The sequence below is a fragment of the Streptomyces sp. NPDC059443 genome, from assembly GCF_042750105.1.
In the GTDB taxonomy this organism is placed as follows: domain Bacteria; phylum Actinomycetota; class Actinomycetes; order Streptomycetales; family Streptomycetaceae; genus Streptomyces.
The window spans coordinates 243,547-268,250 of the sequence record NZ_JBHYVM010000002.1 but is presented as its reverse complement, the minus strand read 5'-3'; the positions used below and the strand labels follow the sequence as shown (position 1 = coordinate 268,250).

The 24,704-nt window shown below is 71.3% G+C and carries 22 protein-coding genes; 12 read left to right on the top strand and 10 right to left on the bottom strand.

The genetic code is table 11. The features are described from left to right. The first annotated feature begins 24 nt into the window (after positions 1–24). The 3 genes from aspT (ACFXDJ_RS02905) to ACFXDJ_RS02895 are packed head-to-tail and all read left to right on the top strand — an operon-like array spanning position 25 to position 5,141. Positions 25–1,707: an aspartate-alanine antiporter gene (gene aspT, locus ACFXDJ_RS02905; RefSeq protein WP_384651165.1), complete on the top strand. Its 1,683-nt coding sequence runs from the start codon at positions 25–27 to the stop codon at positions 1,705–1,707. Positions 1,708–1,737: 30 nt separating this feature from the next. Continuing rightward, on the top strand, positions 1,738–3,441 hold the full coding sequence (gene aspT, locus ACFXDJ_RS02900; RefSeq protein WP_384651163.1) for an aspartate-alanine antiporter: 1,704 nt from the start codon (positions 1,738–1,740) through the stop codon (positions 3,439–3,441). A 41-nt stretch (positions 3,442–3,482) separates the two neighbouring features. Beyond that, positions 3,483–5,141 (top strand): bifunctional aspartate transaminase/aspartate 4-decarboxylase, encoded by a 1,659-nt coding sequence (locus tag ACFXDJ_RS02895; RefSeq protein WP_384651161.1) that lies wholly within the window; start codon positions 3,483–3,485, stop codon positions 5,139–5,141. Between the two features lie 96 nt (positions 5,142–5,237). Here the strand turns inward: ACFXDJ_RS02895 and ACFXDJ_RS02890 are convergent, their stop codons facing one another. From ACFXDJ_RS02890 to sph, 6 genes are all read right to left on the bottom strand, one after another. Next, a complete protein-coding gene (locus tag ACFXDJ_RS02890; RefSeq protein WP_384847560.1) occupies positions 5,238–5,444 on the bottom strand; it encodes a hypothetical protein in 207 nt (68 codons plus the stop codon). A gap of 31 nt (positions 5,445–5,475) precedes the next feature. After that, on the bottom strand, positions 5,476–5,721 hold the full coding sequence (locus ACFXDJ_RS02885) for a hypothetical protein (RefSeq protein WP_384651157.1): 246 nt from the start codon (positions 5,719–5,721) through the stop codon (positions 5,476–5,478). 335 nt (positions 5,722–6,056) lie between these two features. Continuing rightward, on the bottom strand, positions 6,057–6,269 hold the full coding sequence (locus ACFXDJ_RS02880) for a hypothetical protein (RefSeq protein ID WP_384651155.1): 213 nt from the start codon (positions 6,267–6,269) through the stop codon (positions 6,057–6,059). Continuing rightward, the gene (locus tag ACFXDJ_RS02875) at positions 6,262–6,435 is read right to left on the bottom strand and encodes a hypothetical protein (protein ID WP_384651153.1); all 174 of its coding nucleotides are present in this window, start codon (positions 6,433–6,435) and stop codon (positions 6,262–6,264) included. The genes ACFXDJ_RS02880 and ACFXDJ_RS02875 overlap by 8 nt, the downstream gene beginning before the upstream one ends. Before the next feature lie 86 nt (positions 6,436–6,521). After that, positions 6,522–7,766, bottom strand: a complete 1,245-nt coding sequence (locus tag ACFXDJ_RS02870) for a helix-turn-helix domain-containing protein (RefSeq protein ID WP_384651151.1) — start codon at positions 7,764–7,766, stop codon at positions 6,522–6,524. Between the two features lie 237 nt (positions 7,767–8,003). Continuing rightward, positions 8,004–8,990, bottom strand: a complete 987-nt coding sequence (gene sph / locus ACFXDJ_RS02865; RefSeq protein WP_384651149.1) for a sphingomyelin phosphodiesterase — start codon at positions 8,988–8,990, stop codon at positions 8,004–8,006. Positions 8,991–9,197: 207 nt separating this feature from the next. Here sph and ACFXDJ_RS02860 point away from each other — a divergent pair, with 207 nt between their 5' ends. Continuing rightward, positions 9,198–10,100, top strand: a complete 903-nt coding sequence (locus ACFXDJ_RS02860; protein WP_384847557.1) for an oxygenase MpaB family protein — start codon at positions 9,198–9,200, stop codon at positions 10,098–10,100. Between the two features lie 34 nt (positions 10,101–10,134). Here the strand turns inward: ACFXDJ_RS02860 and ACFXDJ_RS02855 are convergent, their stop codons facing one another. Next, a complete protein-coding gene (locus ACFXDJ_RS02855; protein WP_384651147.1) occupies positions 10,135–11,655 on the bottom strand; it encodes a M1 family metallopeptidase in 1,521 nt (506 codons plus the stop codon). 250 nt (positions 11,656–11,905) lie between these two features. Between ACFXDJ_RS02855 and ACFXDJ_RS02850 the strand changes: the two genes are divergently transcribed. The 5 genes from ACFXDJ_RS02850 (at position 11,906) to ACFXDJ_RS02830 (ending at position 18,247) form a co-directional block, all read left to right on the top strand. Then, positions 11,906–12,769, top strand: a complete 864-nt coding sequence (locus tag ACFXDJ_RS02850; protein WP_384651145.1) for a hypothetical protein — start codon at positions 11,906–11,908, stop codon at positions 12,767–12,769. A gap of 150 nt (positions 12,770–12,919) precedes the next feature. Continuing rightward, the gene (locus ACFXDJ_RS02845) at positions 12,920–15,415 is read left to right on the top strand and encodes a Tex family protein (protein ID WP_384651143.1); all 2,496 of its coding nucleotides are present in this window, start codon (positions 12,920–12,922) and stop codon (positions 15,413–15,415) included. A 330-nt stretch (positions 15,416–15,745) separates the two neighbouring features. Further along, a complete protein-coding gene (locus ACFXDJ_RS02840; protein ID WP_384651141.1) occupies positions 15,746–16,207 on the top strand; it encodes a hypothetical protein in 462 nt (153 codons plus the stop codon). Next, positions 16,197–17,378 carry an MAB_1171c family putative transporter gene (locus ACFXDJ_RS02835; RefSeq protein ID WP_384651139.1) on the top strand — a complete coding sequence of 394 codons (1,182 nt, stop codon included), beginning with the start codon at positions 16,197–16,199 and terminating at the stop codon, positions 17,376–17,378. Before ACFXDJ_RS02840 ends, ACFXDJ_RS02835 begins: the two co-directional genes overlap by 11 nt. A gap of 89 nt (positions 17,379–17,467) precedes the next feature. After that, positions 17,468–18,247, top strand: a complete 780-nt coding sequence (locus tag ACFXDJ_RS02830) for an SDR family NAD(P)-dependent oxidoreductase (protein ID WP_384651137.1) — start codon at positions 17,468–17,470, stop codon at positions 18,245–18,247. Between the two features lie 13 nt (positions 18,248–18,260). On the opposite strand, the gene ACFXDJ_RS02825 is transcribed toward ACFXDJ_RS02830, so the two are convergent. Together ACFXDJ_RS02825 and ACFXDJ_RS02820 are read right to left on the bottom strand one after the other, a co-directional pair. Next, the gene (locus tag ACFXDJ_RS02825; RefSeq protein WP_384847554.1) at positions 18,261–19,898 is read right to left on the bottom strand and encodes an ABC-F family ATP-binding cassette domain-containing protein; all 1,638 of its coding nucleotides are present in this window, start codon (positions 19,896–19,898) and stop codon (positions 18,261–18,263) included. 59 nt (positions 19,899–19,957) lie between these two features. Further along, positions 19,958–21,229, bottom strand: coding sequence for an SLC13 family permease (locus ACFXDJ_RS02820; RefSeq protein ID WP_384651172.1), 1,272 nt, complete (start codon positions 21,227–21,229; stop codon positions 19,958–19,960). A gap of 139 nt (positions 21,230–21,368) precedes the next feature. On the opposite strand from ACFXDJ_RS02820, the gene ACFXDJ_RS02815 reads away from it, so the two are divergent. Together ACFXDJ_RS02815 and ACFXDJ_RS02810 are read left to right on the top strand one after the other, a co-directional pair. Beyond that, the gene (locus ACFXDJ_RS02815; protein ID WP_384651133.1) at positions 21,369–22,331 is read left to right on the top strand and encodes a GlxA family transcriptional regulator; all 963 of its coding nucleotides are present in this window, start codon (positions 21,369–21,371) and stop codon (positions 22,329–22,331) included. Positions 22,332–22,471: 140 nt separating this feature from the next. After that, entirely contained in the window at positions 22,472–23,110 is a 639-nt protein-coding gene (locus ACFXDJ_RS02810) for a DJ-1/PfpI family protein (protein ID WP_384651131.1), read from the top strand. Here ACFXDJ_RS02810 and ACFXDJ_RS02805 read toward each other — a convergent pair. Beyond that, complete coding sequence (locus ACFXDJ_RS02805) at positions 23,085–23,888, bottom strand: enoyl-CoA hydratase/isomerase family protein (protein ID WP_384651129.1); 804 nt, start codon at positions 23,886–23,888, stop codon at positions 23,085–23,087. The genes ACFXDJ_RS02810 and ACFXDJ_RS02805 overlap by 26 nt on opposite strands. 93 nt (positions 23,889–23,981) lie before the next feature. Here ACFXDJ_RS02805 and ACFXDJ_RS02800 point away from each other — a divergent pair, with 93 nt between their 5' ends. Continuing rightward, positions 23,982–24,701 (top strand): HdeD family acid-resistance protein, encoded by a 720-nt coding sequence (locus ACFXDJ_RS02800; RefSeq protein WP_384847551.1) that lies wholly within the window; start codon positions 23,982–23,984, stop codon positions 24,699–24,701. Positions 24,702–24,704: the final 3 nt, after the last annotated feature.

The following is a 24,704-nucleotide window of genomic DNA, read 5'->3' as shown; positions in this document are numbered from 1 at the left end:
CCCGGCAAGGCCGGCTGACCGCCCATGGGTGTGCTCCGTGACCACCCCGAACTCGCCCTCTTCCTCTGCCTCGCCGTCGGCTACCTCGTCGGCAAGGTCCGCGTCGGCCCGATCACCCTCGGCGGCATCTGCGGCACGCTGATCGTCTCGCTACTGCTCGGCGCCTGGGCCAAGATCGAAATCGACGCCGACGTGAAGACGATCTTCTTCGCGCTCTTCATCTTCGCCCTCGGCTACATGGCCGGACCGCAGTTCTTCGCCAACCTCAACCGCAAGAGCCTGCGCTTCTTCGCCCTCTGCTTCATCGAGCTCGTCAGCGTGCTCGGCCTCGCCTACCTGCTCGCCAAGGCCTTCGGCCTCGACGTGGGCACCGCCTCCGGCATCCTCGCCGGCGCGGCCACCGAATCGGCCGTCGTCGGCACCGCCACCGAGGCGATCGGCAAGCTGCCCGGTCTGACCGCGGACCAGATCTCCTCGTACCAGGGGCACGTGGCCACCGCGTACACCGTCTGCTACCTCTTCGGCCTCGTCACCATCGTCATCTACACCAGCCAGATCATGCCGATGCTGCTCCGCATCAACCTGCGGGACGCCTCGCGCCAGCTGTGGGAGAAGATGCGCGGGAGCGGCGGTGGCGGGCTGGAGAGCGACGAGCGCGAGGCGCTGCCCGGCCTGGTCGGGCGGACCCACCTGGTCACGCTCGCCGACGGCCGCACCCTGGGCGACCTGGAGGCGGCCTTCGGCGGCCGGGTCACCGTGGAGGCGGTCAAACGCGGCTCCAAGACCCTCACCCCCGCCCCGGACCTCGAACTGACCCTCTCCGACCTGGTCCTCGTCGTCGGCCGCCGGGCCGACGCCATCGCCGCGGGCCGCGCCATCGGCCCCGAGACCCCCGGCATCCCGGGGGTGGACACCCCGCTCGCCACCAGCCAGGTCGCGATGACGGACCCGTCGGTCGCCGGCAGGACGCTGGACTCGATCCGCTCCACGCACCCGGAGTTCGCCCGCAGCGGCGTCTACGTCACCGACGTGCTCCGCGGCGAACAGCACCTGCCGGCCAACGGGGAGACCGTCGTCGAACGCGGGGACGTCATCACCCTGGTCGGCGCCCGCTCGGGCCTGAACCGGATCGTCGCGAAGATCGGCACGGTGGCCAAGAACGACGCCACCGACTTCATCTACCTCGGCCTCGGCATCGCGCTCGGCTCGCTCCTCGGCCAGCTCGTCGTCCGCCTCGGCGGGGTACCGCTCTCGCTCGGCACCGGCGGCGGCTGCCTGATCTCCGGCCTGCTCTTCGGCTGGTTCCGCTCCCGCCGGCAGACCTTCGGTGCCTTCCCGCCCCAAGCCGCCACCACCATCAAGGACATGGGGCTCGCGGTCTTCATCGCCTGCACCGGACTGACCTCGGGCCCGCAGGCCTGGCCGCTGCTGAAGGAGTACGGGGCCCTGCTGCCCTTCGCCGGGATCGCGATGGTCCTCGTACCGGCCACGATCTCGCTGGTCGTCGGACGCAAGCTGCTGAAGATCGAGAAGCCGCTGCTGATCGGCGCCATCGCCGGACAGCAGTGCTCCACGCCGGCCATCACCTCGGTCACGCAAGTGGCCCAGAGCTCGGTGCCGATGCTCGGTTACACGATCACCTACGCCCTGTCCAACTTCCTGCTCCCACTCACCGGACCGATCCTCGTCGGCATCCTCGGCGCCTGACCGCCGCTTCCCCTCAGGACGGGCATCTGCATGATCGACTTCCTCAGCCGGAACATCTTCAAGCCCCATCCGGAACTGCTCGTCTTCATCACGGTGGCCTTCGGCTTCCTCGCCGGGAAGCTGCGTTGGAAGGCCATCGGCCTGGGCGCCGTCACCGGCTGCCTCGTCGTGGGCCTGGTCTTCGGCGCCCAGTTCAAGATCACCATCGACGGGACCGTGAAGAACCTCTTCTTCACGATGTTCCTCTTCGCCCTCGGCTACAAGGTCGGCCCGCAGTTCTTCCGCGGGCTCAAGAAGGACGGCCTGCCCCAGGTCCTCAACGCCGTCATCGTCTGCGTCACCGGCCTGCTGGTCTCCTGGGGGTTCGCCGCGCTGCTCGGCTACGGGCCGGGGCTCAGCGCCGGTCTGCTCGGCGGCGCGCTCACCCAGTCCGCCGTCATCGGCGTCGCCCAGGACGCGATCGGCAACCTCCCCGGGCTCAGCGGGGACCAGATCACCGAGCAGCAGAACCTGGTCGCGGTCGGCTACGCCGTCACCTACCCGCTCGGCACCATCCTCTGCGCGCTGCTCCTCGCCAACGTGCTGCCCCGGCTCTACCGGCGCGACCTGGCGGCCGAGAGCGCCCAGCTCGCCAAGGAGCTCGACGCCCCCGGCGACAACCCCGACCTGCACGAGGGCTACTACGAGATCGTCCTTCGGGCCTACACCATCCAGCGGCCCGATCTCGTCGGCCGGACCATCGAGGACTTCGAGAACCAGCAGAAGGCGCTGGGCCACCGGATCTACCTCACCCGGATCCGGCGGGACGGGTCGATCCTCGACCACACCCAGCAGACCGTGCTGCGCGAGGGCGACGTCGTCGCCGTCAGCGCCCTGCGCGGATCGCTCGTCGAGTTCGACGCCCGGACGCACATCGGCGCCGAGACCGACGACGTGGAACTCCTCGGCTACCAGACCGAGAACCTGCACGTGGTCGCCTCGGAGAAGGCGCAGCTCGGCAAGACCATCGCCGAACTGCGCGCCGAGCCCTTCATGGTCGGGGTCTACATCGACAAACTGTTCCGCTCCGGCGCGGAGTTCCCGTACCGCCTCTCCACTCCACTGGAGCGCGGCGACACCCTGATCCTCTCCGGTCCCAAACGGCTGGTGGATCCGGCCGGGCGGGCCATCGGCAAGCCGGTCCCGACCAGCTTCGCCACCGACATGATCTGGGTGGGCCTCGGCATCTTCCTCGGCGGTTGCCTCGGCATCCCCGCGCTCACCGCGGGCGGGGTCCCGATCTCGCTGTCCACCTCGGGCGGCGCGCTCATCATGGGCCTCGTCTTCGGCTGGATCCGGGGCAAGTACCCGACGTACGGCAATGTCCCGCCCGGCGCCCAGTGGTTCATGGACACCCTCGGGCTCTGCCTCTTCGTCGCGGTCGTCGGCCTCAACGCCGGGCCGAGCTTCACCAGCGGCCTCGCCAGCGCCGGCTGGGGGCTGCTGCTCTTCGGCGCCATCGCCACGCTGATTCCGCTGCTGGTCGGCTTCTTCGTGGGCCATCACGTCCAGAAGATCCGCTTCCCGATCCTGATGGGCGTACTGGCCGGCGGCCAGACCACCACGGCCGCGATCGGCGCCGTGAACGAAGAGTCCAAATCGCAGGTGCCGACGCTCGGTTACACGATCCCCTACGCGATCAGCAACGTACTGCTGACCATCTGGGGCGCCGTCATCGTCCTCCTCCACCACTGAACGTCCCCACTGAACGTCCCCACCGAAAGGAACGAACCACCGTGCCGGAGACCAGCTTCAGCCGCGAGGAGATCCAGTCCTTCGCGCAGCTCAGCCCGTTCGAACTGAAGGACAAGTTCATCCAGCTCGCCACCGCCGCCCAGGCGGACAAGCCCGGCCAGAAGGACACCACCGCGCGGGCCATGCTCAACGCCGGGCGCGGAAACCCGAACTGGATCGCCACCGGACCGCGCGAGGCCTTCTACGCGCTGGGCTACTTCGCGCTGGAGGAGTCCCGGCGGGTGTGGACCGCCGACAACCTCGGCGGGATGCCGGAGAAGAAGGGCATCGGGGAGCGGTTCGACTCGTGGGCCCGCCGCCACCCGGAACTGCCCGGCGTGGAGATGCTGTCCGCGTGCGTCCAGTACGCGCTCTCGCGCTGGCCGTTCGACAAGGACGCCTTCGTGCACGAGCTGACCGATGCCATCACCGGTGACAACTACCCGGTCCCGGACCGGATGCTGGTCCACGCGGAGCAGATCGTGCGCGGCTACGTCGCCGACGAGATGTTCGACAAGCGGCCGCCGCAGGGCAACGACCTCTCGCTGTTCGCGACCGAGGGCGGCACGGCCGCCATGTGCTACATCTTCGATTCCCTGATGAAGAACGGGATCCTGGCGAAGGGCGACAAGATCGCCCTGATGACCCCGGTGTTCACCCCGTACATCGAGATCCCCGAGCTCGACACCTTCGAGTTCGAGGTGGTCAACGTCTCCGCGAGCCTCTTCGCCGAGACCGGAGTGCGCCAGTGGCGCTATCCGGAGGAGGAGGTCGCCAAGCTGGCCGACCCCTCGGTGAAACTCGTCTGCCTGGTCAACCCGAGCAACCCGCCCTCGCTCGCCCTGAGCGACCGGGTGGCGAACCAGATCAAGGACATCGTCGCCACCAGCAACCCCGACCTGCTGATCGTCACGGACGACGTCTACGGCACCTTCGTACCGGGCTTCCGCTCCATCGCCGCCGACCTCCCCCGCAACACCCTCCTGGTGTACTCGTACTCCAAGCACTACGGCTGCACGGGCTGGCGGCTCGGCGTCATCGGCCTGCACGACGACAACGTCATCGACGAGATGATCGCCCGGTTCCCCCAGGACCAGAAGGACCGCCTCGCCAAGCGGTACGGCACCCTCACCCTGGAGCCGGAGAAGATCCGCTTCATCGACCGGCTCGTAGCGGACTCCCGCTCGGTGGCCCTCAACCACACGGCGGGACTCTCCCTGCCCCAGCAGACGATGATGACGCTCTTCTCGCTCTTCGACATGCTGGAGGAGGGCCAGGCCTACAAGGAGCGCATCCGCCAGATCGTCCACCGACGCCTCGACCTCCTCCTCGAAGGCGCCCAAATGAAGATCTCCGAGGACGACAAGCGCGCCGGGTACTACATCGAACTCGACCTGCTCGCCGAGGCGGAACGGGTCCACGGCAAGGACTTCGCCGACTTCCTGGAAAAGAACTACGAACCGGTCGACCCGTTGTTCCGCCTCGCCGAACAGACCTCGGTGGTCCTCCTCAACGGCGGCGGCTTCGACGGCCCCCAGTGGTCGGTCCGCGTCTCCCTGGCCAACCTCGACGACCTGGACTACCTGAAGATCGGCCACCACCTGCGGGAGATCTTCCAGGACTACGCGAGCGAGTGGCAGCGCTCGAAGGCGACCGGCTGAGCGACCCGCCAGACCCGTACCGCAGGTGCCCGCCGGATCACGGCGGGCACCCGTCGGTGTTGGCTCAGTGACCGATCAGCGGGGCGGTCGAAGGGGTCAGCGCGTGATGACGAAGCCCCGTGCGGGCTGCCGCCGGCGCGCTCCCGCTACCTGGGCGAGTGCGTAGGCCGTGATGTCCTGGCCGGCCTCGTCGACCACGTGCCAGGTGCCCGCGAGGTCCGACGGGTCCGTCGGTTTCACGGCTCCGGGGATTCCGAGCTGCCTCATGGCGGCGTGCAGCTGGTAGGCCTCGTCCGCAGTCATGCCCTCACCCTTTCGTCGGTGTCCGGAGAGGCTACTCCCCGTCGCCGCCGCCACCGTGCGTCGCGCAGCCGCCGGGGTTGATCGGGCCGCAGCCGCCGGGCACCGGGGTGTGCGAGCAGTTCGCGGCGACGGTGACGAGCGCCTTCCCCGGACCTGCCCACAGTTCGGAGTCGGGCGTGTACCCGGCCTGCTCGATCAGCGCGACCGTGCGGGTCATGACGTCGGGGTCGTAGCGGGACGGAGCGATCCGCACCGTGGGGAACTGGGCTGCCGCCACGGTGAACTTGAGGGCCTCGACGAGATCCGGCCGGCGATGCTGATGTCCATGCCCGGGTTGTTGTCGAGGACGGTCGCGAGGACCCCGTTGAACTGGCTGTCGCTGAGCAGGGAACGCGGGTTCGCGGGTGCGGTCGGGGTCGCTGTTCCAACAGTCGAGGGCTTCGGGTCTCCGGGCTTGCTGATGCAGGGCGGCGGGACGGGGTTCGGTACGGGACTGGACATGCTTCTCCCCAGGTCGTGTGCAGGAAGGTGCGGGTCAGCAAGTGCCGATGACGATGGCGGCGAGGATGCCGAGCACGATCAGGACGTAGCAGATCTGGTGCGGGAGCCCGGTCACCCGGCCGCCTCGATGTTGCGTACGGACGTTGTCAGCTCGCGGCCGGACGGCATCCGGATGTACGCGGTCGGTGCGTACTCGGCGTCGCCGCGGACGCGGCGGACCTCTTGCCGGACAACGGCCATCAGCTCGCCCTCCGTACCCGAAGCGACATCACGGACCAGCCGGCGCAGGAGCGGATGATCCTGGTACTCGAAGAGCTCAGGCATCGGACGTGTCCTCATCCGTGCCGGCGAACCGCGCGAAGCCGACCTGCGCCCGGTCGAGGAGATCAGCGCTCGGCTCGCGCACCTCGGCCATACCCAGGCCGTGCGGATCGTCCGGGGTATCGATGCTCCATACGCCACGGGCGCAGCTGCGGATCATGCTGGTCACGGTCACTCCCTACCGTCGTCAGCGGGTGGTAGGACGACGGTAGGGCCGTTTCGGTAGCGACAAGGGCACAGATTGTGCCCCCTCGTTCAGGCCGTCAGAAGCCCCAGGCGTGAGGCCAGGTCTGAGGCTCGGCGGCGGCGTGCAGGGCTCTTCGCCTCTGCCTCTTCAAGGATGATTCGGCGTGCGTACCCGTTGTATTGAACCGTCTCCGGTGCGGCCTCGTGGGCCTGCGCCAGCGTTGCCAACGCCACGTCGGGCTGTGCGTCCAAGTGGTAGGCGCGAGCCTGCTCGATTCGGTGCCGGGCCCGGCGCGGCCGGGACGGAATTGCCTCCGCCTCCGCGCGGGCCGCCTGCCGCGCGGCTTCACCGCCCGCATGCAGTTCCACGGCCACCGTGACCGCGTGCGCGCCAATGACCGCCCGCGAGAATGAGGTGACCGGATGGAAGTAGCCGGCGGGCAGGGTGTCTGCCAGTGCGCGGGCCTCGTCCCAGTAACGCCACGCAGAGCCCGTCTCCCCACGCCTGGCCGCCGTTAGGCCAGCCTCGACGGTCAACGCCCCGGCGACCGCCCGTACGTCCGCGCCAGCGTCTGGGAGGAGCGGCTCCAGGAACCGCAGCGTCTCCAGGTTGACGGCGTCCGCAGCATCGTAGTGGGCGCTATCGCGGTGGGCTTGGGTGGTGAGCCACGCGGCGAGACCGATGGCGTGCGGGTCCTCCGAGTCCTGGGCGGCCATCATGCCGCGTTCGGAAACGCGCCAGACAAGGGGCGCGTCGGGCTGATAGGCGCAGAAGAATTGGGCAAGGAAGTACACCTCAGCCAGCGAGGCTTGGGCGGCTTTGCGGTCGGCGACCGTCTCGGTCTGGCGGACGGCGGCCTGCGCGTCACGGATCAGGTCCGGGAGAAGGGCGCCCACGACATCGCGGTGGTTCGGCGCCGAATGCCGAGCCGACCATGCGCGGGACAAGCGGGCCGACAGATGTGCGGCAGGAGGGGCTTCCCGGCCGGTGCCGAGCTGGAGAGCGTTGAGGGCCTCGCGGACTGCGGCGAACCGAGGGTGCCCGGGGCCGGTGAACAGGGCGGCGTGCATGGACTGGTCCCCCGTGAGGTCGGACAGGTCCCGGACGCGCAGTACTTCGGCGATCCGTAGGATCACGGGCAGCGCTGGTGTCTTAAGTCGGCCGGTTTCGATGGCCTTCACCCATGACCCGGACCGGGCGACGAGGCCGCCGAGTTGGTCGCGGGTGAGGCCTCGGCGGTTTCGCAGGATCTGAAGTCTCTGGCCGAACACCAGCGGGTTGGCGTAGGGGTCCGGGGTGGCATCGGTAGACATGGGCCTTGCCCTTCTCCTTGCAGCTTCGACACCTGCCAGCGTAGAGGGCGAGGCCGCTCTCATGTGATCGAGAACGCACCAAAGCGCCCCCTCCCGTAGCCCGAAGGCCGGAGAGGGGGCGTTGCACTGCGCGATCACGAGCTGCCGTACCCCCGGCTGGCTCAGCCGGTGTGGGCCGCGGCGGACGAGGTGCCCGCTGGGGAGCCCATGGGAGGCTGACGGGCCTCGACTACGGGGTTACGACCCCACGAGCGGGTAGTGGTCGGAGAGGTTGGTGTAGGTGTAGGAGGTGCCCCAGCTGGAGACCGTCCAGGGGGCGGACTGCTCCTTGACCACGTTGTTGTCCCAGTTCGCCGGGCGGGCGTTGCCCTTGCGGTAGAGCACGTAGTCCAGGTCCTCGCGCGGGTCGGTCGGGTAGCGGTAGTTCGCTATCGAGTTCAGCGCGGTGTCGAAGGAGTACGGGTGCCCCGTGCGGGTGTCGGACGGGGCCAGGTCGGCGTTGGCCAGCATGGAGGCGTACTCCGCGCCGTGCGAGTCGATGTTCATGTCGCCCGCCACGATGACCTGTTCGTCCGCCGGGATGTTCTTGGCGTCGAGGAACGCGTCGATGGTGCGGAGCTGGCGGGCGCGGTCGTCCGCCGCCTCGCCCGCCTTGCAGCCCGTGTCGGTGGACTGGGTGTGGGTGCCGACCACGTGGACCTTGGTGCCGTTCACGGTCAGCACCACGTAGGCGAAGCCCTTGTTGGAGTACCAGTCGGAGCCGCAGGCGTCCTTGTAGACGACCTGCTCCTTGCGCAGGATCGGCCATTTGCTGAGGATCATGACCCCGCCGTCCTCCGGGGTGGTGGAGGAGTACGCGCCGCCCGTCGCGTCCCAGCCGCTCTTGCTGCGGCCCACGACGGGGGTCTGGTACGGGTACTGCGCGGAAGCGTTGGACTTCAGCGCGTCGGAGGCGCCGTTGTCGAAGGCCTCCTGGAGCACGACCACGTCGTGGCCCTGGAAGAAGGAGGCCTTCGGGATCTCCGTGGCCCGGTGGTCCTGGCCCCAGTTCGGGTAAAGGTTCTTGCTCATCAGGAACGTGTTGTACGTCAGAACACTGAGCCGCGGCGCGGTGGCGCTCTCCGCGGCGGTGGCGGCCGGAGCCGTGGTGGCGGCGATCGCGCCCGCGGCGATCGCGGCGACGATGGCGGCGGCGCGGACCTTGCGGGGCTGGCTGTACGGCATGGAGGTCTCCCTCGTTCCTGTGGGGGAAGATCGGCTCCGCAATCCAAGCAGCCACGGTTACCTCTGGGTAACACCCGTGACAAGACTTTCTGTCCGCGCCACGGCCATCAGTCGTCGGAGGCGCTGTGGCCCGGCCGGACGGGAGTGACAGACTGGAGTGACGGATGAGATGGATGAGACGCATGTGAGATGTACGGGGGTACGCGGATGACCACGGAGACGCGGCCGGCGACGGGCAGCGGCCGGACCGACCCCGAGCCCCCGCCGCCCGGCGGAGTGCTCTGGAGCATCGCCGGTGACGTGCGGACGCTGCTCATGCTCCCCGCCGCCTTCACCATGCAGGTCGCGCACCCCGCGATCGGGGCCGGCGTCGACCAGTACTCCGTCTTCCGCACCGACCCCTGGGGCCGCGGCGAACGCTCGCTGCGCTCCGTCCAGCTGTGGGTGTACGGCGGAGCGGACGCCGTAGCCGAAGGGCGCCGGGTCCGGCGGCTGCACAAGGAGATCCAGGGCACCGACACCAGAGGGCGGCGCTACCACTCCCTGGACCCCGCCTGCTACGCCTGGGTGCACGCCACCGGCTTCCCGATCTACCTCTACGCCGGGCGCTACCTGCTGCGCCGCTTCACCCCCGCGCAGGAGCGGCAGCTCTACCGCGAGTGGCTCCAGGTCGGCCGGATCCTCGGCCTTCACGACCGGGACATGCCGCGGACCATCGAGGAGTACTGGCCCTACTACCGCCGGATGCTGGCCGAGGAGATCGAGCCCACCAAGGTCGCCCGCGAGCTCGTCGCCACCGATACCCCGCTGCCCCGCCCCGAGGGCGGCCGGCTGCCGGTCCGGCTCCTGCTGCGCCTGGCCTGGCCGGTGCTCCGGCCGGCGTTCCTGCACTTCCGGGCCTTCGTCACCGTCGGCTACATGCCGCCCGAGGCGCGCGCCGCCATCGGCCTGAAATGGACCCCGTCGCAGGAGCGCCGGCTGCGGCTCCTCAGCCTGGCGGCGCGCACCCTCGTACCCCTGCTGCCGGAGCGGCTGCGGTACCTGCCGATCGCCCGCGCGGCCCGCGCCGCGCACCGGAGCACCACGCACCGGAGCGCCGACGCCCGCTGAGGGGCGCCGGCGCGCAGCCCCGTAGGGCCGCCGGTCAGTGGGCGTCGTGGATGGAGTTCGTGGCCTCGATCTTCTTCCAGGACTTCGGCTCCGCCGCCGGCTTGGCGGCCGGGGACTGGAGGGAGCGGGCGGCGGGGGACTTGGCGGCCGGGGCCGCCGGCGGGGCGAAGGCCGGCTTGCCCGGGGTGTAGAGCCAGGTCTCGAAGAGCTGGGCCAGGGGCTTGCCCGAGATCTTCTCGGCGTAGCGGACGAAGTCGCCGACCTTGGCGTTGCCGTAGGCGTGCTCGGTCGGCCAGCCCTTCAGGATCTGGAAGAACTTCTCGTCGCCGACCTCGTTGCGCAGCGCCTGGATGGCGATGGCCCCGCGGTCGTACACGGCCCCGTGGAACTGGTTCTCCGGGCCCGGGTCGCCCGGCTTCACCTGCCAGAACGGGTCGTCGGCGGCGCGCAGTTGGTACGCCCAGTCGGCGAGCTCCTGGGCCGTGCCCTCGCCCTCCTTCTCCGACCACAGCCACTGGCTGTAGCGGGCGAAGCCCTCGTTGATCCAGATGTCCTTCCAGTTGTCGACGGACACGCTGTCGCCGTACCACTGGTGGGCCAGCTCGTGCACGACCACCGAGACGTTCGCGCCGTTGGCGAACTGCCGGGGGCTGTAGAACGGCCGGGTCTGCGTCTCCAGGGCGAACCCGGTGGGCACGTTCGGGACGTAGCCGCCCAGCGCGTTGAAGGGGTACGGGCCGAAGATCCCCTCCAGCCACTCCGCGACCTCGCCGGTCCGCTCCACGCTCGCGCGCGCCGCGCCCGCGTTGTCGCCGAGGTCCTTGCTGTACGCGTTGAGGATCGGCAGGCCGCTCGCCGTCTTGTCGGTGGTGATGTCGAACTTGCCGATGGCCAGGGTCGCGAGGTACGTGGCCTGCGGCTTGTTCGAGCGCCAGTTGTACCGGGTCCAGCCGAGCCGTGAACTCTGCGACTGGAGAACGCCGTTGCTGATGGCCTGGGTGCCGTCGGGCACGTTGACCGAGATGTCGAAGGTGGCCTTGTCGAGCGGGTGGTCGTTGCTCGGGAACCACCAGATCGCCGAGTCGGGCTCCTGCGCGGCGATGCCGCCGTCCGGGGTGCGCTGCCAGGCCGACCAGCCGTCGACCTTGAACTCCGAGGGCTTGCCCGCGTACTTGACGACCACGGTCGACTGGCGGCCCTGCTTGAGCGGGGTGGCCGGGGTGATCTCCAGCTCCTGGGTACCGGACTTGGCGAACTTCGCCTTGACCCCGTTGACCCGGATCTCGCTGACGTCGAGGCCGAAGTCGAGGTTGAAGCGGGACAGGTCCTGCTTGGCGGTGGTGAGGAGGGTGGCGGTGCCCTCCAGCAGGTCGGTCTTGGGCTGGTACTGCAGGCGCAGGTCGTAGTGGGAGACGTCGTAACCGCCGTTGCCGCTGGCCGGGTAGTAGGGATCGCCGATACCCGGGGCGCCCGGACCGGCACTCGCCGCCGATGCCGGGATCACCAGCAGAAGGGAAGCGGCGAGCACGCTCGGAGCGATGACTTTGCGGTGCACCTGTGACTCCAATGGGTAGGGGAGTGGCTTCCGTTCGACCGTATTCACGCCTGCTGCCCCGAGTCATGTCCATGGCCCCTGCTGTCACACGATCGCCATTCGGCCGTCACAGCGCGTGCGGCGACGGCCAAGGCACAGGGGAAGGCGGAGGGGAAGGCGCAGGGGAAGGGCGGGGGCGCTGGCGGAGGAGGGCGGTTTGGCCGGGCGCCGCTCTTTTCCGGCGTACTAAGCAGTCGGTAACCTGCCGCTCATGACTCTTCCCCCGCGCGCCGCACGCCGCGCCTGGCACGGCGCCATCAACCCGCTGCACGCCATGGTCTATTTCTCGCCGGACCTCGGCAAGGAGTTCGCGGCCCTCGGCATCACCGACCCCGTCGCCGTCAACCTCGCCTCCCGCTCCGCGGCGATGGGCGCCGTGGCCGCCGGCACGGTGACCTCCACCTTCTACAACTACCGCCACGACCTGATCGCCCGGCACCTGCCCGCCGTCTGGGACACCGCCACCCCCGCGGCGGTCCTCGCCGCCCGGCTGCGGGCCGTCGACAGCACGCTGCGCCGGCTCCTCGGCGCCGAGACCATCGAGTCCGCCGAGCTCGCCGAGGCCGCGGAGCTGGCGATGCGCGCGACCGAGGGCTGTACGCGGCACGCCCGTACCCTCTACTCCGCCCACGCCGACCTGCCCGTACCCGAGGAACCGCACCTCAGGCTGTGGCACGCCACCACCCTCCTGCGCGAGCACCGCGGCGACGGCCACCTCGCCGCCCTGCTGGTCGCGGACCTGGACCCGGTCGAGGCCCTGGTCAGCCACACCGCCACCGGCCGCGGCATGACCCCCAAGTACCTCAAGGCCATCCGCGGCTGGGAGCAGTCCGACCTCGACGCCGCCGCCGGCCGGCTGCGCGAGCGCGGCATGCTCGACGCCGACGGGGAGCTCACCGCCCGGGGCACGGAGGTGCGCGAGGCGCTGGAGCTGGAGACCGACCGGCTCGACGCGGCCCCGTACGAGCACCTCGGCGCGGCCGGCCTCGCCCGGCTCGCCGAGATCGGCGGAGCCTTCACCATGAAGGCCGTCAACGCCGGAGCCTTCCCCGGGGACGCCTTCGGGAAGGCCTGATACCCCGGGACCCGAGACCCCGGGACGCCCGGGACGGACACGGCTCCCGACGTCCGCCGCCGCCACCTGCCACAATTGGCAGCCTTCCGACGCAGCACGCACCAGACAGCGCGCACCAGGCATACGTACGAAGGCAGGCGGGACCGCACAGTGACCATGTCCATCGAAGGCAGGATCGCCGAGGAGCTCGGCGTACGGGAGCGGCAGGTCAAGTCCGCCGTCGAGCTGCTCGACGGCGGCTCCACCGTGCCGTTCATCGCGCGCTACCGCAAGGAAGCGACCGAGATGCTCGACGACGCCCAGCTGCGCACCCTCGAAGAGCGGCTGCGCTACCTGCGCGAGCTGGAGGACCGGCGCGCCGCGATCCTCGACTCCGTACGGGAACAGGGCAAGCTCGACGCCGAGCTGGAGGCCCGGATCAACGCGGCCGACACCAAGGCCCGGCTGGAGGACATCTACCTCCCCTTCAAGCCCAAGCGCCGCACCAAGGCGCAGATCGCCCGCGAGGCCGGCCTGGAGCCGCTCGCCGACGGGCTGCTCGCCGACCCCTCGGTGGACCCGGCCGCCGCGGCGGCCGCGTTCGTGGACGCGGACAAGGGCGTCGCCGACCCGGCGGCCGCCCTGGAAGGCGCCCGCGCCATCCTCACCGAGAAGTTCGGCGAGGACGCCGACCTCATCGGCGAACTGCGCGAGCGCATGTGGGGCCGCGGCCGGCTCGCCGCGAAGGTCCGCGAGGGCAAGGAGGAGGCGGGCGCCAAGTTCGCCGACTACTTCGACTTCACCGAGCCCTTCACCGCGCTTCCCTCGCACCGCGTCCTGGCCATGCTGCGCGGTGAGAAGGAGGACGTCCTCGACCTCACCCTGGAGCCGGAGGAGCCCAGCGAGACCCCCGGCCCGTCCACCTACGAGGGGATGGTCGCGCGCCGCTTCGGGATCAGCGATCGCGGGCGCCCCGGCGACAAGTGGCTCGCCGACACCGTCCGCTGGGCCTGGCGCACGAAGATCCAGGTGCACCTGGGCATCGACCTGCGGACGCGGCTGCGCGCCGCCGCCGAGGACGAGGCCGTACGGGTCTTCGCGTCCAACCTGCGCGACCTGTTGCTCGCCGCCCCCGCCGGCACCCGCGCCACGCTCGGCCTCGACCCGGGTTTCCGCACGGGTGTGAAGGTCGCCGTCGTGGACGCCACCGGCAAGGTCGTCGCCACCGAGGTGATCTACCCGCACGTACCGGCCAACAAGTGGGACGACGCGCTCGCCAAGCTGGCCCGTCTCGCCAAGGAGCACGCGGTCGAGCTGATCGCCATCGGCAACGGCACCGCCTCCCGCGAGACCGACAAGCTCGCAGGGGAACTCATCACCCGTCACCCCGAGTTGAAGCTCACCAAGGTGATGGTCTCGGAGGCCGGCGCCTCCGTGTACTCGGCTTCCGCCTTCGCCTCGCAGGAACTCCCGGACATGGACGTGTCGTTGCGCGGCGCGGTCTCCATCGCCCGCCGCCTCCAGGACCCGCTCGCCGAACTGGTCAAGATCGACCCGAAGTCGATCGGCGTCGGCCAGTACCAGCACGACCTGTCCGAGGTGAAGCTCTCGCGCTCGCTCGACGCGGTCGTCGAAGACTGTGTGAACGGCGTCGGCGTGGACGTCAACACCGCCTCCGCCCCGCTGCTTTCGCGGGTGTCGGGCATCAGCGGCGGACTCGCCGAGAACATCGTGGCCCACCGCGACGCCAACGGTCCCTTCCGCAACCGCAAGGGGCTCAAGGGCGTGGCCCGGCTCGGCCCGAAGGCGTACGAGCAGTGCGCGGGCTTCCTGCGGATCCGCGACGGGGACGACCCGCTGGACTCCTCCAGCGTGCACCCCGAGGCGTACCCGGTGGTCCGCTCCATGGGCAAGACGGCGGGCAGCGAGGTGGCGGCCCTGATCGGCAACAGCGGGGTGCTGCGCTCGCTGCGGCCGGAGCAGTTCGTCACCGAGGCCTTCGGTCTGCCTACGGTCACCGACATCCTGCGCGAGCTGGAGAAGCCGGGCCGGGACCCGCGTCCCGCCTTCAAGACGGCCACCTTCAAGGAGGGCGTCGAGAAGATCGGCGACCTGGCCCCCGGGATGATCCTGGAGGGCGTGGTCACCAATGTGGCCGCCTTCGGCGCCTTCATCGACATCGGCGTGCACCAGGACGGCCTGGCGCACGTCTCGGCGCTGTCGAAGAACTTCGTCAAGGACCCGCGGGACGTGGTCAAGCCGGGCGACATCGTCCGCGTGAAGGTCATGGACGTGGACATCCCGCGCAAGCGGATCTCGCTGACGCTGCGGCTGGAGGACGAGTCCGAGCGCGGCGGCGCGGGGACGCCGAAGCAGCGCGAGGAGCGGGGTGAGCGGGGCGAGCGGGCTGAGCGCGCGGAGCGGCGCGGCGGCGGCCGGCCGCCGCAGCAGCGCGGCGCGGCGGGCGGCCAGGGCGGCGGCCAGGGCGGCTCCCGCGACGGCGGCCGGGGTCAGCGTCAGGGCGGCCAGGGCGGCCAGAGCGGCGGTCAGCGGCAGGGCGGCCAGGGTGGTGGCGCACCCGCCCCCTCCAACAGCGCGATGGCCGACGCCCTGCGCCGCGCCGGTCTCACCGGCCCCGACGGCCAGGGCGGTGGCCGCAAGCGCTAGGCGGTGTTCGTGGCAGCGCGTGACGGACTGGCCGAATAGGTACGCCACATACGGACATACCTTGCCAACTCCCTTGCAAGATCTGTAGGCATAGCGGAACGCCCGTTCGTCTTTCGGCGGACGGGCTTCCGTGTTTCCCCTCAGGGCCGCACCCCCGAGGACGCATTGAAGGCAAAGGACGTCATGCCCCTGCCCACGCACGCCTACCGACGCTGCCCGAGAAAGGGTCCGAAGAGGGAACACATGCGCCACCCGCAACCGAGTCTGCGTAAACGGTGCGAGGCGATTCTCGGCCGTCTTGAGCTCGAACATCCGTTCTCTCTGGATGGGTTGTGCGACCGGATAGCCGAGCAGCGGGGCCGCCCCATCCGGCTCCACCCGCTGCCCAGGGAAGCGGCCGAGTCGGGGGTGTGCGGACTGTGGGTCGGCACCGCCAGCGTCGACTACGTCTTCTACGAGGCCCAGACCACCCCGCTGCACCAGGAGCACATCGTGCTCCACGAGATCGGCCACATCCTCTTCGGGCACCACTCGCTCGACACGGAGGAGACCGAAGGGACCACCCGAGCCGACGTGGAAGAAGCAGGCGTCCCCATCCTGCTCGGGCGCACCAACTACACCACCCGTCAGGAACAGGAGGCGGAGATGCTCGCCAGCATGATCCGCATCCGCACGGGGAGCTCCGGCCCGCACCCCGGCCACGCGGCCGACGCCCGGTCCACCCTGGCCAGGCTGGAGTCCGCGATGGGCTACGAGCACCAGAGGCGGGGGCACGGACGCCATGGCAACTGATCTCACCGCCTTCGGCGACGCGCTCGCCGTCCCCAGCGTCGTCTGCCTCTGGATAGCGGTCCTGCTGCGCGCCCCCGGAGCGCTGCGCGCCCCGCACCAGCGCGGCCTGTGGCTCGCCGTCGCCACCGCCGCCGCCGCGATGACGCTGAACCTCCCCGACGTGGTCGCCTACGCCATGAGCCGCGACCCCGGCTACGCCCACACCATCGGGCTGGTCCGCAACCTCATCGGCGTCCTCTCGGCGGGCGCCGTGCTCTACTTCGTGGCCGCCGCCACCCGGGGCCGCCGGCTCCAGCTCGCCTCCGGCGCCGGCACCGTGGTCTGGCTGACCGCACTCGTCGTCCTGGACGAGGCCGCACCGCCCCACGGCACGCACACCATCCCGCCGGCCGGCGCCCCGGTGCCCTCCCTCGCCTACTGGCTCGTGCTGATGTCCGCGCACCTGCTGGCCAACACCGTCTGCGTCTGGGTCTGCTGGCGCTACAGCCGGCGCGCCGAAAGCCGCGGACTGGCCGTCGGGCTGCGGCTGTTCGGTCTCGGTACCGCGCTCGCCGGGGTGTTCTGGTTCGTGTACCTGCTCAAGGCGCTGTTCGGCGCCACTTGGGCGATGCCCGCCAACCCGCTGCTGATGAACGTGCACGGCCTGCTGCGCGCCGCCGCGATCCTCGTCCCGACGCTGTTCACCCTGCGCGGCACGGCCGCCGACATCGCCACCGCCTGGCGGCTCTGGCCGCTCTGGCGCGACCTGGTCCACGCCGTCCCGCACGTCGCCCTCAACAAGCCGCGCGCCGGCCGGGTACTGGAACTGCTGTGGCCCCCGGTCCCGCGCAACCTGCTCGTCTACCGCAAGGTCATCGAGACCCGCGACGCCATCCTGATCCTGGGGGAGTACGTGGCTCCGGGCGTGCCCGAACTCGCCCGCGGCCACGTGGCCGGGAACGGGGTCCCCGAACAGCGGCGCCCCGCGGCCGCGCTGGCCTGCGTACTCAAGGAGGCGCGGCAGGCGAAGCTGGCGGGGATCTTGCAACAGCGCGGTGAGACCGACCTGTGGGAACTCCCCGCGGCCCTCCAGACCTCGGCCGACGGGGACGGTCTGGACGGCGAGGCCCGCTTCCTCGTGGACGTCGCGCGGGCCTACGCCTCGCCCGCCACGGCCGCCTTCGCCCCATGAGGCGCCGTAGGGCCCAGGCGCCCCGCACGTGAAACGACACACCGAAAGCACCCGCACCGCAAGCTCAACCGCCAGGAAGTGAAAGTCTCTTGAGCACCGTACTGATCACAGGGGCCAGCACCGGACTCGGCGCCGCCTTCGCCCGCGGCTTCGCCGCCAAGGGCTGCGACCTCGTCCTCGTGGCCCGGGACAAGGGCCGTCTTGAAGCCGTCGCCGCGGAACTCGGCCGCGAATTCGGCGCCGTCTGCGAGGTGTTGCCCGCCGACCTGCTCGACCCCGAGGGCCTGGGCTCCGTCGCCGACCGGCTCGCCGACCGGGCCCGGCCCGTCGACATCCTGGTCAACAACGCGGGCTTCGGCCTCCCCGCGCCCTTCCCGTACAACCCGGTCGAGGACGAGGAGCGGATGCTCGACCTGCTGGTCAAGGTCCCGCTCCGGCTCACCCACGCCCTACTCCCGGGCCTGCGCGAACGCCGCCGGGGCGCGGTGCTCAACGTCTCCTCGGTCGCCGGACTCCTGCCGACCGGGACGTACGGAGCCGCGAAGGCCTGGGTCACCGCCTTCAGCGAGTCGCTGCGCGTGGACATGGAGCCCTACGGGGTGCGCGTGCTCGCGGTGGTCCCCGGGTTCACCCGGACCGAGTTCCAGCAGCGCGCCGGATCCGATGTCAGCGCCCTGCGCGACGCGGTGTGGCTGGAGCCGCGCGACGTGGTGGCCCGGGCCCTGAAGGACCTGGCCCTGCGCCGCCCGGTGAGCATCACCGGCCTGCGCTACCAGGCGTACGCCCTGGCCGTGCGCCACCTCCCGCGCACCTTCGTGGCCCGCAAGATGGCCCGCAAGCGCCGTCCCCCGGTGGACGCCGCCGGCTAGGGGCGCGCCGGTATCAGAGCTCCGTGACCTTGCCGCCCGTGACTTCGAGGCGGCGGGTCACGTGGACCGCGTCGAGCATCCTGCGGTCGTGGGTGACCAGCAGCAGGGTGCCTTCGTAGGCCTCCAGTGCGGACTCCAACTGCTCGATCGCCGGAAGGTCGAGGTGGTTCGTGGGCTCGTCCAGCACCAGCAGGTTCACCCCGCGGCCCTGAAGCAGTGCCAGGGCGGCGCGGGTGCGCTCGCCGGGGGAGAGAGTGGCCGCCGGACGGGTCACGTGCGCCGCCTTCAGACCGAACTTGGCCAGCAGGGTGCGCACTTCGGCCGGTTCGGTGTCCGGCACGGCCGCGCAGAAGGCCTCCAGCAGCGACTCCTTGCCGAGGAACAGGCCGCGGGCCTGGTCGACTTCGCCGACCAGTACGCCCGAGCCGAGCGTGGCGGAGCCGGAGTCCGGGGCGAGGCGCCCGAGCAGGACGGCCAACAGGGTCGACTTTCCGGCTCCGTTGGCGCCCGTGATCGCGACCCGGTCCGCCCAGTCGATCTGCAGACTGGCCGGTCCGAAGGCGAAGTCGCCGCGCTGGACGGCGGCTTCGCGCAGGGTGGCCACCACCGAGCCGGAGCGCGGCGCCGCCGCGATCTCCATGCGCAGCTCCCACTCCTTGCGCGGCTCGTCGACGACTTCGAGGCGCTCGATCGCCCGCTGCGTCTGGCGGGCCTTGGAGGCCTGCTTCTCGCTCGCGTCGGCGCTGAACTTCCTGGCGGACTTGTCGTTGTCGGTGGCCTTGCGCTTGGCGTTCTTGACGCCCTTGTCCATCCAGCCGCGCTGCATCGTGGCCCGGTCCTCCAGCGCGGAGCGCTTGTCGGAGTACTCGTCGTACTCCTCGCGGGCGTGGTTGCGGGCCCGCTCGCGCTCCTCCAGGTAGGCGTCGTAGCCGCCGCCGTAGAGGTTGATCTGCTGCTGAGCCAGGTCCAGTTCGAGGACCTTGGTGACGGTGCGCGTGAGGAACTCGCGGTCGTGGCTGATGACGACGGTGCCGGCGCGCAGCCCCTTCACGAACTGCTCCAGGCGCTCCAGGCCGTCGAGGTCGAGGTCGTTGGTGGGCTCGTCGAGCAGGAAGACGTCGTAGCGGGACAGCAGGAGCGAGGCGAGCCCGGCGCGGGCGGCCTGGCCGCCGGACAGCGCGGTCATCGGCAGGTCGAGGCCGACGGACAGCCCGAGGTCGTCGGCCACCTGCAGGGCCCGCTCGTCGAGGTCGGCCCCGCCGAGGTTCAGCCACCGGTCGAGGGCGTCCGCGTACGCGTCGTCCGAGCCCGGCGTCCCGTCCACGAGGCCCTGCGTCGCCGCGTCGAGCTCGGCCTGGGCGGCGGCCACGCCGGTCCGCCGGGCCAGGAACTCGCGCACCGACTCGCCGGAGCGCCGCTCGGGCTCCTGGGGCAGGTGCCCCACGGCGGCGCCGGGCGGGGAGAGCCGCAGCTCACCGGTCTCGGCAGTGTCCAGCCCGGCGAGCATCCGCAGCAGGGTCGACTTCCCGGCGCCGTTGACGCCGACGAGTCCGATGACGTCGCCGGGGGCGACGACGAGGTCGAGATCGGCGAAGAGCGTGCGCTCACCGTGCGCGGCGGTGAGCTTCTTGGCGACGAGGGTTGCAGTCATGATCTGCCGATTCTATCCGCGGCTACGCCCCCGCGGTCCCGGCCCCGGACCGGAGGCGGTCAGGTGCCGAGGAGCCGCAGGGCCGCCCACAGCGCCGCCACCGCCGCCGCGAGCGCCGGGACGGTGGTCAGCAGCCCGAGCCGGGTGAAGTCCCGGAGCGTCACCAGATCCGCGCCGCCGGAGTCCACGTGCAGGATCCGCCGCCACAGCAGCGTCGCCAGCGACCCGGCGTAGGTCAGGTTCGGCCCGATGTTCACCCCGATCAGCACCGCCAGCACCGGCCCCGCGCCACCCGCCGCCGCCACCGGAAGGAGCGCCAGCACCGCGGGCAGGTTGTTGATCAGGTTGGCCAGTACGGCGGCCACGGCCGCCACCGCGAGCAGCGCCGGCAGCGAGTCCCCGGCCGGCGTCACCCGATCCAGAGCGTCCCCGAGCCCTTGGTCCACGACCGCCCGGACCACCACCCCCAGCGCCAGCACGAACAGGCAGAAGGCCGGGGCCGCCGACGACAGGATCCGGACCGGCGTGGTCTCCCGGCGCCGCAGTGCCCGTACGGCCAGGACGAGCGTGCCCGCGAGGGCCGCCCAGGCAGGGCTCGCCCCGGCGAAGGAGGCGAGGGCGAAGCCGGCCAGGGTCAGCGCGAGCACGCCCGCCGCGAACCGGGGCAGCGGCGCGGGTTCCCCGGCCTCGGGGACGTGCTCCGGCGGGGCGGCCAGGTCGGCACGGAAATAGCGGCGGAAGACCGCGTACTCCACCCCGATCGCCGCCAGCCACGGCAGGGCCATCAGCGCGGCGAACCGGGTGAAGGACAGCCCGCTCGCGGCGAAGGCGAGCAGATTGGTGAGGTTGGAGACCGGCAGGAGCAGCGAAGCCGAGTTCGCGAGGTGCGCGGTGGCGTAGACGTGCGGCCGCGGCCGGGCCCCGAGCCGGGCGGCCGTCGCCAGCACCACCGGGGTCAGCAGCACCACCGTCGCGTCCAGGCTCAGCGCGGCCGTGACGACCGAGGCCACGCCGAACACCCCGCCGAGCAGCGCCACCGGTCCGCGCCCCGCCGCGTGCCGGGCCACTGCGGCGCCCGCGGCCCGGAACAGGCCTTCGTCGGCGCAGAGCTGGGCCAGCGCCAGGATCACCGCGAGGAAACCGACCACCGGCAGCAGATCGCGCAGCTGGGCCCAGGCATCGGCGGGCCGTACGACACCGAGTACGACGAGCAGCGCGGCCGCGGGTACGGCGGCGGCGGCCTCCGGCAGGCCGCGCGGGCGTACGACGGCGAAGGCCAGTACGCCGAAGAGCAGGGCGACGGACAGGCAGGTGGCGGCGAGGGCGTTCAGGAGGGGCTCCGGAGCGGGGCGGCACGCCCCGGGTGACCGGGGCGGCGCGTCGGTGGGACCACGACAGGATCGCACCATGGCCGGATAGGTGGGATGGATGTCATTGCGGCCATCGGGTGCGGTGTCACACCATGAGGTCATGTCGTTGCGAAACGTGCTCGTCCTGCTCTACGACGGGGTGCAGAGCCTGGACGTCACGGGGCCGGTGGAGGTGTTCGCCGGCGCCGAGCGCCACCCGGGACCGGCGCGGTACGCGATCCGGACCGTCTCCCTGGACGCCGCGCCGGTCCGCACGAACAGCGGGCTGACGCTGGCACCCGACGGGGACCTGGAGTGCGAGCGGCCGGGCGCCGGGACGACGCTGCTGGTGCCCGGCGGGCACGACCGGGGGGACTTCGAGCCGAGGCTCACCGACTGGCTGCGCGCGCACGGGGGGCGCGCGGAGCGCCTGGTGTCGGTGTGCACGGGCGGACTGCTGCTGGCCGAGGCCGGTCTGCTGGACGGGCGGCGCGCGACGACGCACTGGCACGTGTGCGAGCGGATGGCCCGGGACTACCCGGCCGTCACCGTCGAACCGGACCCGATCTACGTCCGTGACGGACCGGTGGCCACCTCGGCCGGGGTCACCGCGGGGATAGACCTCGCGCTGGCGTTGGTGGAGGAGGACCACGGGCGGGAGCTCGCGATGTCGATCGCCCGGCACCTGGTGGTCTACCTGCGGAGGCCCGGAAACCAGGCGCAGTTCAGCGCGCAGCTGGCCGCGCAGACGGCGGTGCGGGAGCCGTTGCGGGACGTGCAGCACTGGATCACGGAGCACCCGGGGGAGGACCTGAGCGTGGAGGCGCTGGCGCAGCGGGCCGCGCTGTCGCCGAGGCATTTCGCGCGGGCCTTCCAGGCGGAGACGGGGGTCACGCCGGGGCGGTACGTGGAGCGGGTGCGGGTGGAACACGCGCGGCGGTTGCTGGAGGAGGGGGCCGAGGGGGTCGCGCAGATCTCCCGGGCCTGCGGGTACGGGACCCCGGAGGCCCTCCGGCGGGTCTTCGTGAAGACCCTGGGCCAGTCCCCGGCCGAGTACCGCCGACGGTTCGGCGTCCCGCGCTGACGGAGCCGATGACCGAGGACCGATGACCGAGGACCGCCGACCGAGGACCGCCGACCGAGGACCGCCGACCGAGGACCGCCGACCAACGACCGCCGACCAACGACCGACACACGACGTCCGACTACCGCTCCGGAGGAGCCATGCAGATCGCCGTACTGCTCTACGACCACTTCACCGCCCTCGACGCCATCGGCCCCTTCGACACCCTCGGCCGCCTCCCGGGCGCCGAGACCGTCTTCGTCTCCGAGCGGCCCGGCCCCGTCCGCACCGACAACGGGAGCCTCGCCCTCGTCGCCGACAAGGGGCTCGACGAGGTGACGCGGCCGGACATCGTCATCGTGCCCGGCGGGCCGCACCCCGAGCTGGAGATGAAGAACCCCGTCGTCCTCGACTGGCTGCGGGCCGTGGACGCCACCACCACCTGGACCACGTCCGTCTGCACCGGCTCGCTGCTGCTCGCCGCCGCGGGCCTGCTCGACGGGCGGCGGGCCACCAGCCACTGGCTGTACGTGGACCAGCTGGCGCGGTTCGGGGCGGAGTCCACCGGCGAGCGGGTGGTCTTCGACGGGAAGTACGTGACGGCCGCGGGGGTCTCGTCCGGGATCGACATGGGGCTCACGCTCCTCGGCCGCATCGCCGGGGACGAGGTCGCGCAGACCGTGCAGTTGATGACCGAGTACGACCCGCAGCCGCCCTACGACGCCGGTTCCCCGGACAAGGCTCCGGCCGAACTCGTCGCGAGGCTCCGCGCGTTCACTCCGCCGGCCGCGTCCCGGTAGGACTCGGGGCCGGGGCCGGCGTCGGGCCCGGAGTCCAGGTGAAGGCCGGTGCGCGCCGACCCAGGAAGGCGGCGACACCCTCCGCGATGTCGCCGCTCCGCGCGGCCTGCGCCGCCCAGTGCGCTTCCCGCTCGGTGCAGCCGTCCGCGAACTCCTTCGCCGCGGCCTGGGTGAGCTGCGAGCGGGTGGTCAGGATCCGTGCGAACTCCGCGACCCGCTTGGCCAGTTCACCGGCCGGGAGCAGCTCGTCCAAGAAGCCCGTGCGCAGCGCCCGGTCGGCATCGATCAACTCCGCCGAGAAGAGCAGGTACTTGGTTGCGGCCGGTCCCATCAGCGCCGCCAGCCGCCGGGTCGACGAGGCCGGGTATACGATGCCCAGCTTCGCCGGAGTCACGCCGAAGGAGGCGCCCTCCTCCGCGAAGCGCAGATCGCACGCGGCCGCCAGCTGGCTGCCGCCGCCCACGCAGAAGCCGCGGATCGCGGCGAGCGTCGGCTTGGGGAAGGCGGCCAGGGCCTCCTCCGCCGCGACGGCCAGGGCCTGCGGATCGTCGTCCCCGGTCAGCGAGGAGATGTCCGCCCCCGCGCAGAAGGTCTCCCCGGCTCCGGTCAGGACCAGCACCCGTACGGCCGGATCGGCCGCCAGCCCGGCCAGCAGCTCCGGCAGCCCGCTCCACATCGCCGCCGTCATGGCGTTGCGCTTGGCGGGGTGGGAGATCACGACGGTGGCGACGCCGTCGGAGACGGAGGAGAGGAGGGCTGCGCCCTGGGCTGCGTCCATGCGCCAGATGCTATCCCGGACGGTCAAACCTATGATCAAGAGATCCGGGGTAGCGGGGTTGTCCGTTCGGGGGTTCCAGGAGGTGGTGTGTCCATGGGCGCAGACCGTACCGGTGGTCCCCGGGAGAACCGGACCGGCAAGAAACAGGTCAGCCGCAGTTTCGGGGTGATGGCCCTGCTCGGAGTGCTGCTGGTGCTGGCCGGGCTGGTGGGCCTGATCTACACCGGTGTGGCCACCCTGACCACCATGTTCCTGTTCGGCTGGCTGCTGCTGGCCGGCGGAGTGGTGGGCCTGTTCCAGGCCTTCCAGTCGCGCAAGAGCAACTACTTCTGGCTCGCCGTCATCGTCGCCGCGATCAACATGGCGGCCGGGTTCGTGGTCCTGCGCCGCCCGGAGGCGAGCGCCGAGGCGCTGACGATGTTCGCCGCGCTGCTGTTCCTCACCGGAGGGGTCTTCCGGCTGGCCGGCGCCCTCGTGGTGCGCGGCGCGTACTTCGGGCTGACCCTGGTCCAGGGCGCCTTCGGGATCCTGCTGGGCCTCCTGATCCTCTCCAACTGGCCCGGCAGCAGTCTGTACGTGATCGGAACCTTCTTCTCCCTCGCGCTGCTGTTCGACGGCCTCAGCCTGATCGCGCTGGGCATGGGCGCGCGCCGCATCCTGGGTCTGGTGAAGGACGAGGACGAGCCCGCGGTGACGGCCGGGGCGAGCGGGGGGGGGGCCCCCGCCGGGGGGGGGGGGGGCGCCGGGGCGGGTGGGGGCCCCGCCGGGGACCAGGCGGGGGTGGCCGAGAAAGCGCGCGGGGGGGCCGAGTAGGGC

What these genes read in the sequence shown, in the direction of transcription:
- ACFXDJ_RS02810 (WP_384651131.1), top strand. Translation starts at nt 22,472, where the DNA reads ATGCAGATCGCCGTACTGCTCTACGACCACTTCACCGCCCTCGACGCC.
- ACFXDJ_RS02805 (WP_384651129.1), bottom strand. Translation starts at nt 23,888, where the DNA reads ATGGACGCAGCCCAGGGCGCAGCCCTCCTCTCCTCCGTCTCCGACGGC.
- sph (WP_384651149.1), bottom strand. Translation starts at nt 8,990, where the DNA reads ATGCCGTACAGCCAGCCCCGCAAGGTCCGCGCCGCCGCCATCGTCGCC.
- ACFXDJ_RS02860 (WP_384847557.1), top strand. Translation starts at nt 9,198, where the DNA reads ATGACCACGGAGACGCGGCCGGCGACGGGCAGCGGCCGGACCGACCCC.
- ACFXDJ_RS02825 (WP_384847554.1), bottom strand. Translation starts at nt 19,898, where the DNA reads ATGACTGCAACCCTCGTCGCCAAGAAGCTCACCGCCGCGCACGGTGAG.
- ACFXDJ_RS02815 (WP_384651133.1), top strand. Translation starts at nt 21,369, where the DNA reads ATGTCGTTGCGAAACGTGCTCGTCCTGCTCTACGACGGGGTGCAGAGC.
- aspT (WP_384651163.1), top strand. Translation starts at nt 1,738, where the DNA reads ATGATCGACTTCCTCAGCCGGAACATCTTCAAGCCCCATCCGGAACTG.
- ACFXDJ_RS02850 (WP_384651145.1), top strand. Translation starts at nt 11,906, where the DNA reads ATGACTCTTCCCCCGCGCGCCGCACGCCGCGCCTGGCACGGCGCCATC.
- ACFXDJ_RS02835 (WP_384651139.1), top strand. Translation starts at nt 16,197, where the DNA reads ATGGCAACTGATCTCACCGCCTTCGGCGACGCGCTCGCCGTCCCCAGC.
- ACFXDJ_RS02880 (WP_384651155.1), bottom strand. Translation starts at nt 6,269, where the DNA reads ATGCCTGAGCTCTTCGAGTACCAGGATCATCCGCTCCTGCGCCGGCTG.
- ACFXDJ_RS02890 (WP_384847560.1), bottom strand. Translation starts at nt 5,444, where the DNA reads ATGACTGCGGACGAGGCCTACCAGCTGCACGCCGCCATGAGGCAGCTC.
- ACFXDJ_RS02870 (WP_384651151.1), bottom strand. Translation starts at nt 7,766, where the DNA reads ATGTCTACCGATGCCACCCCGGACCCCTACGCCAACCCGCTGGTGTTC.
- ACFXDJ_RS02800 (WP_384847551.1), top strand. Translation starts at nt 23,982, where the DNA reads ATGGGCGCAGACCGTACCGGTGGTCCCCGGGAGAACCGGACCGGCAAG.
- aspT (WP_384651165.1), top strand. Translation starts at nt 25, where the DNA reads ATGGGTGTGCTCCGTGACCACCCCGAACTCGCCCTCTTCCTCTGCCTC.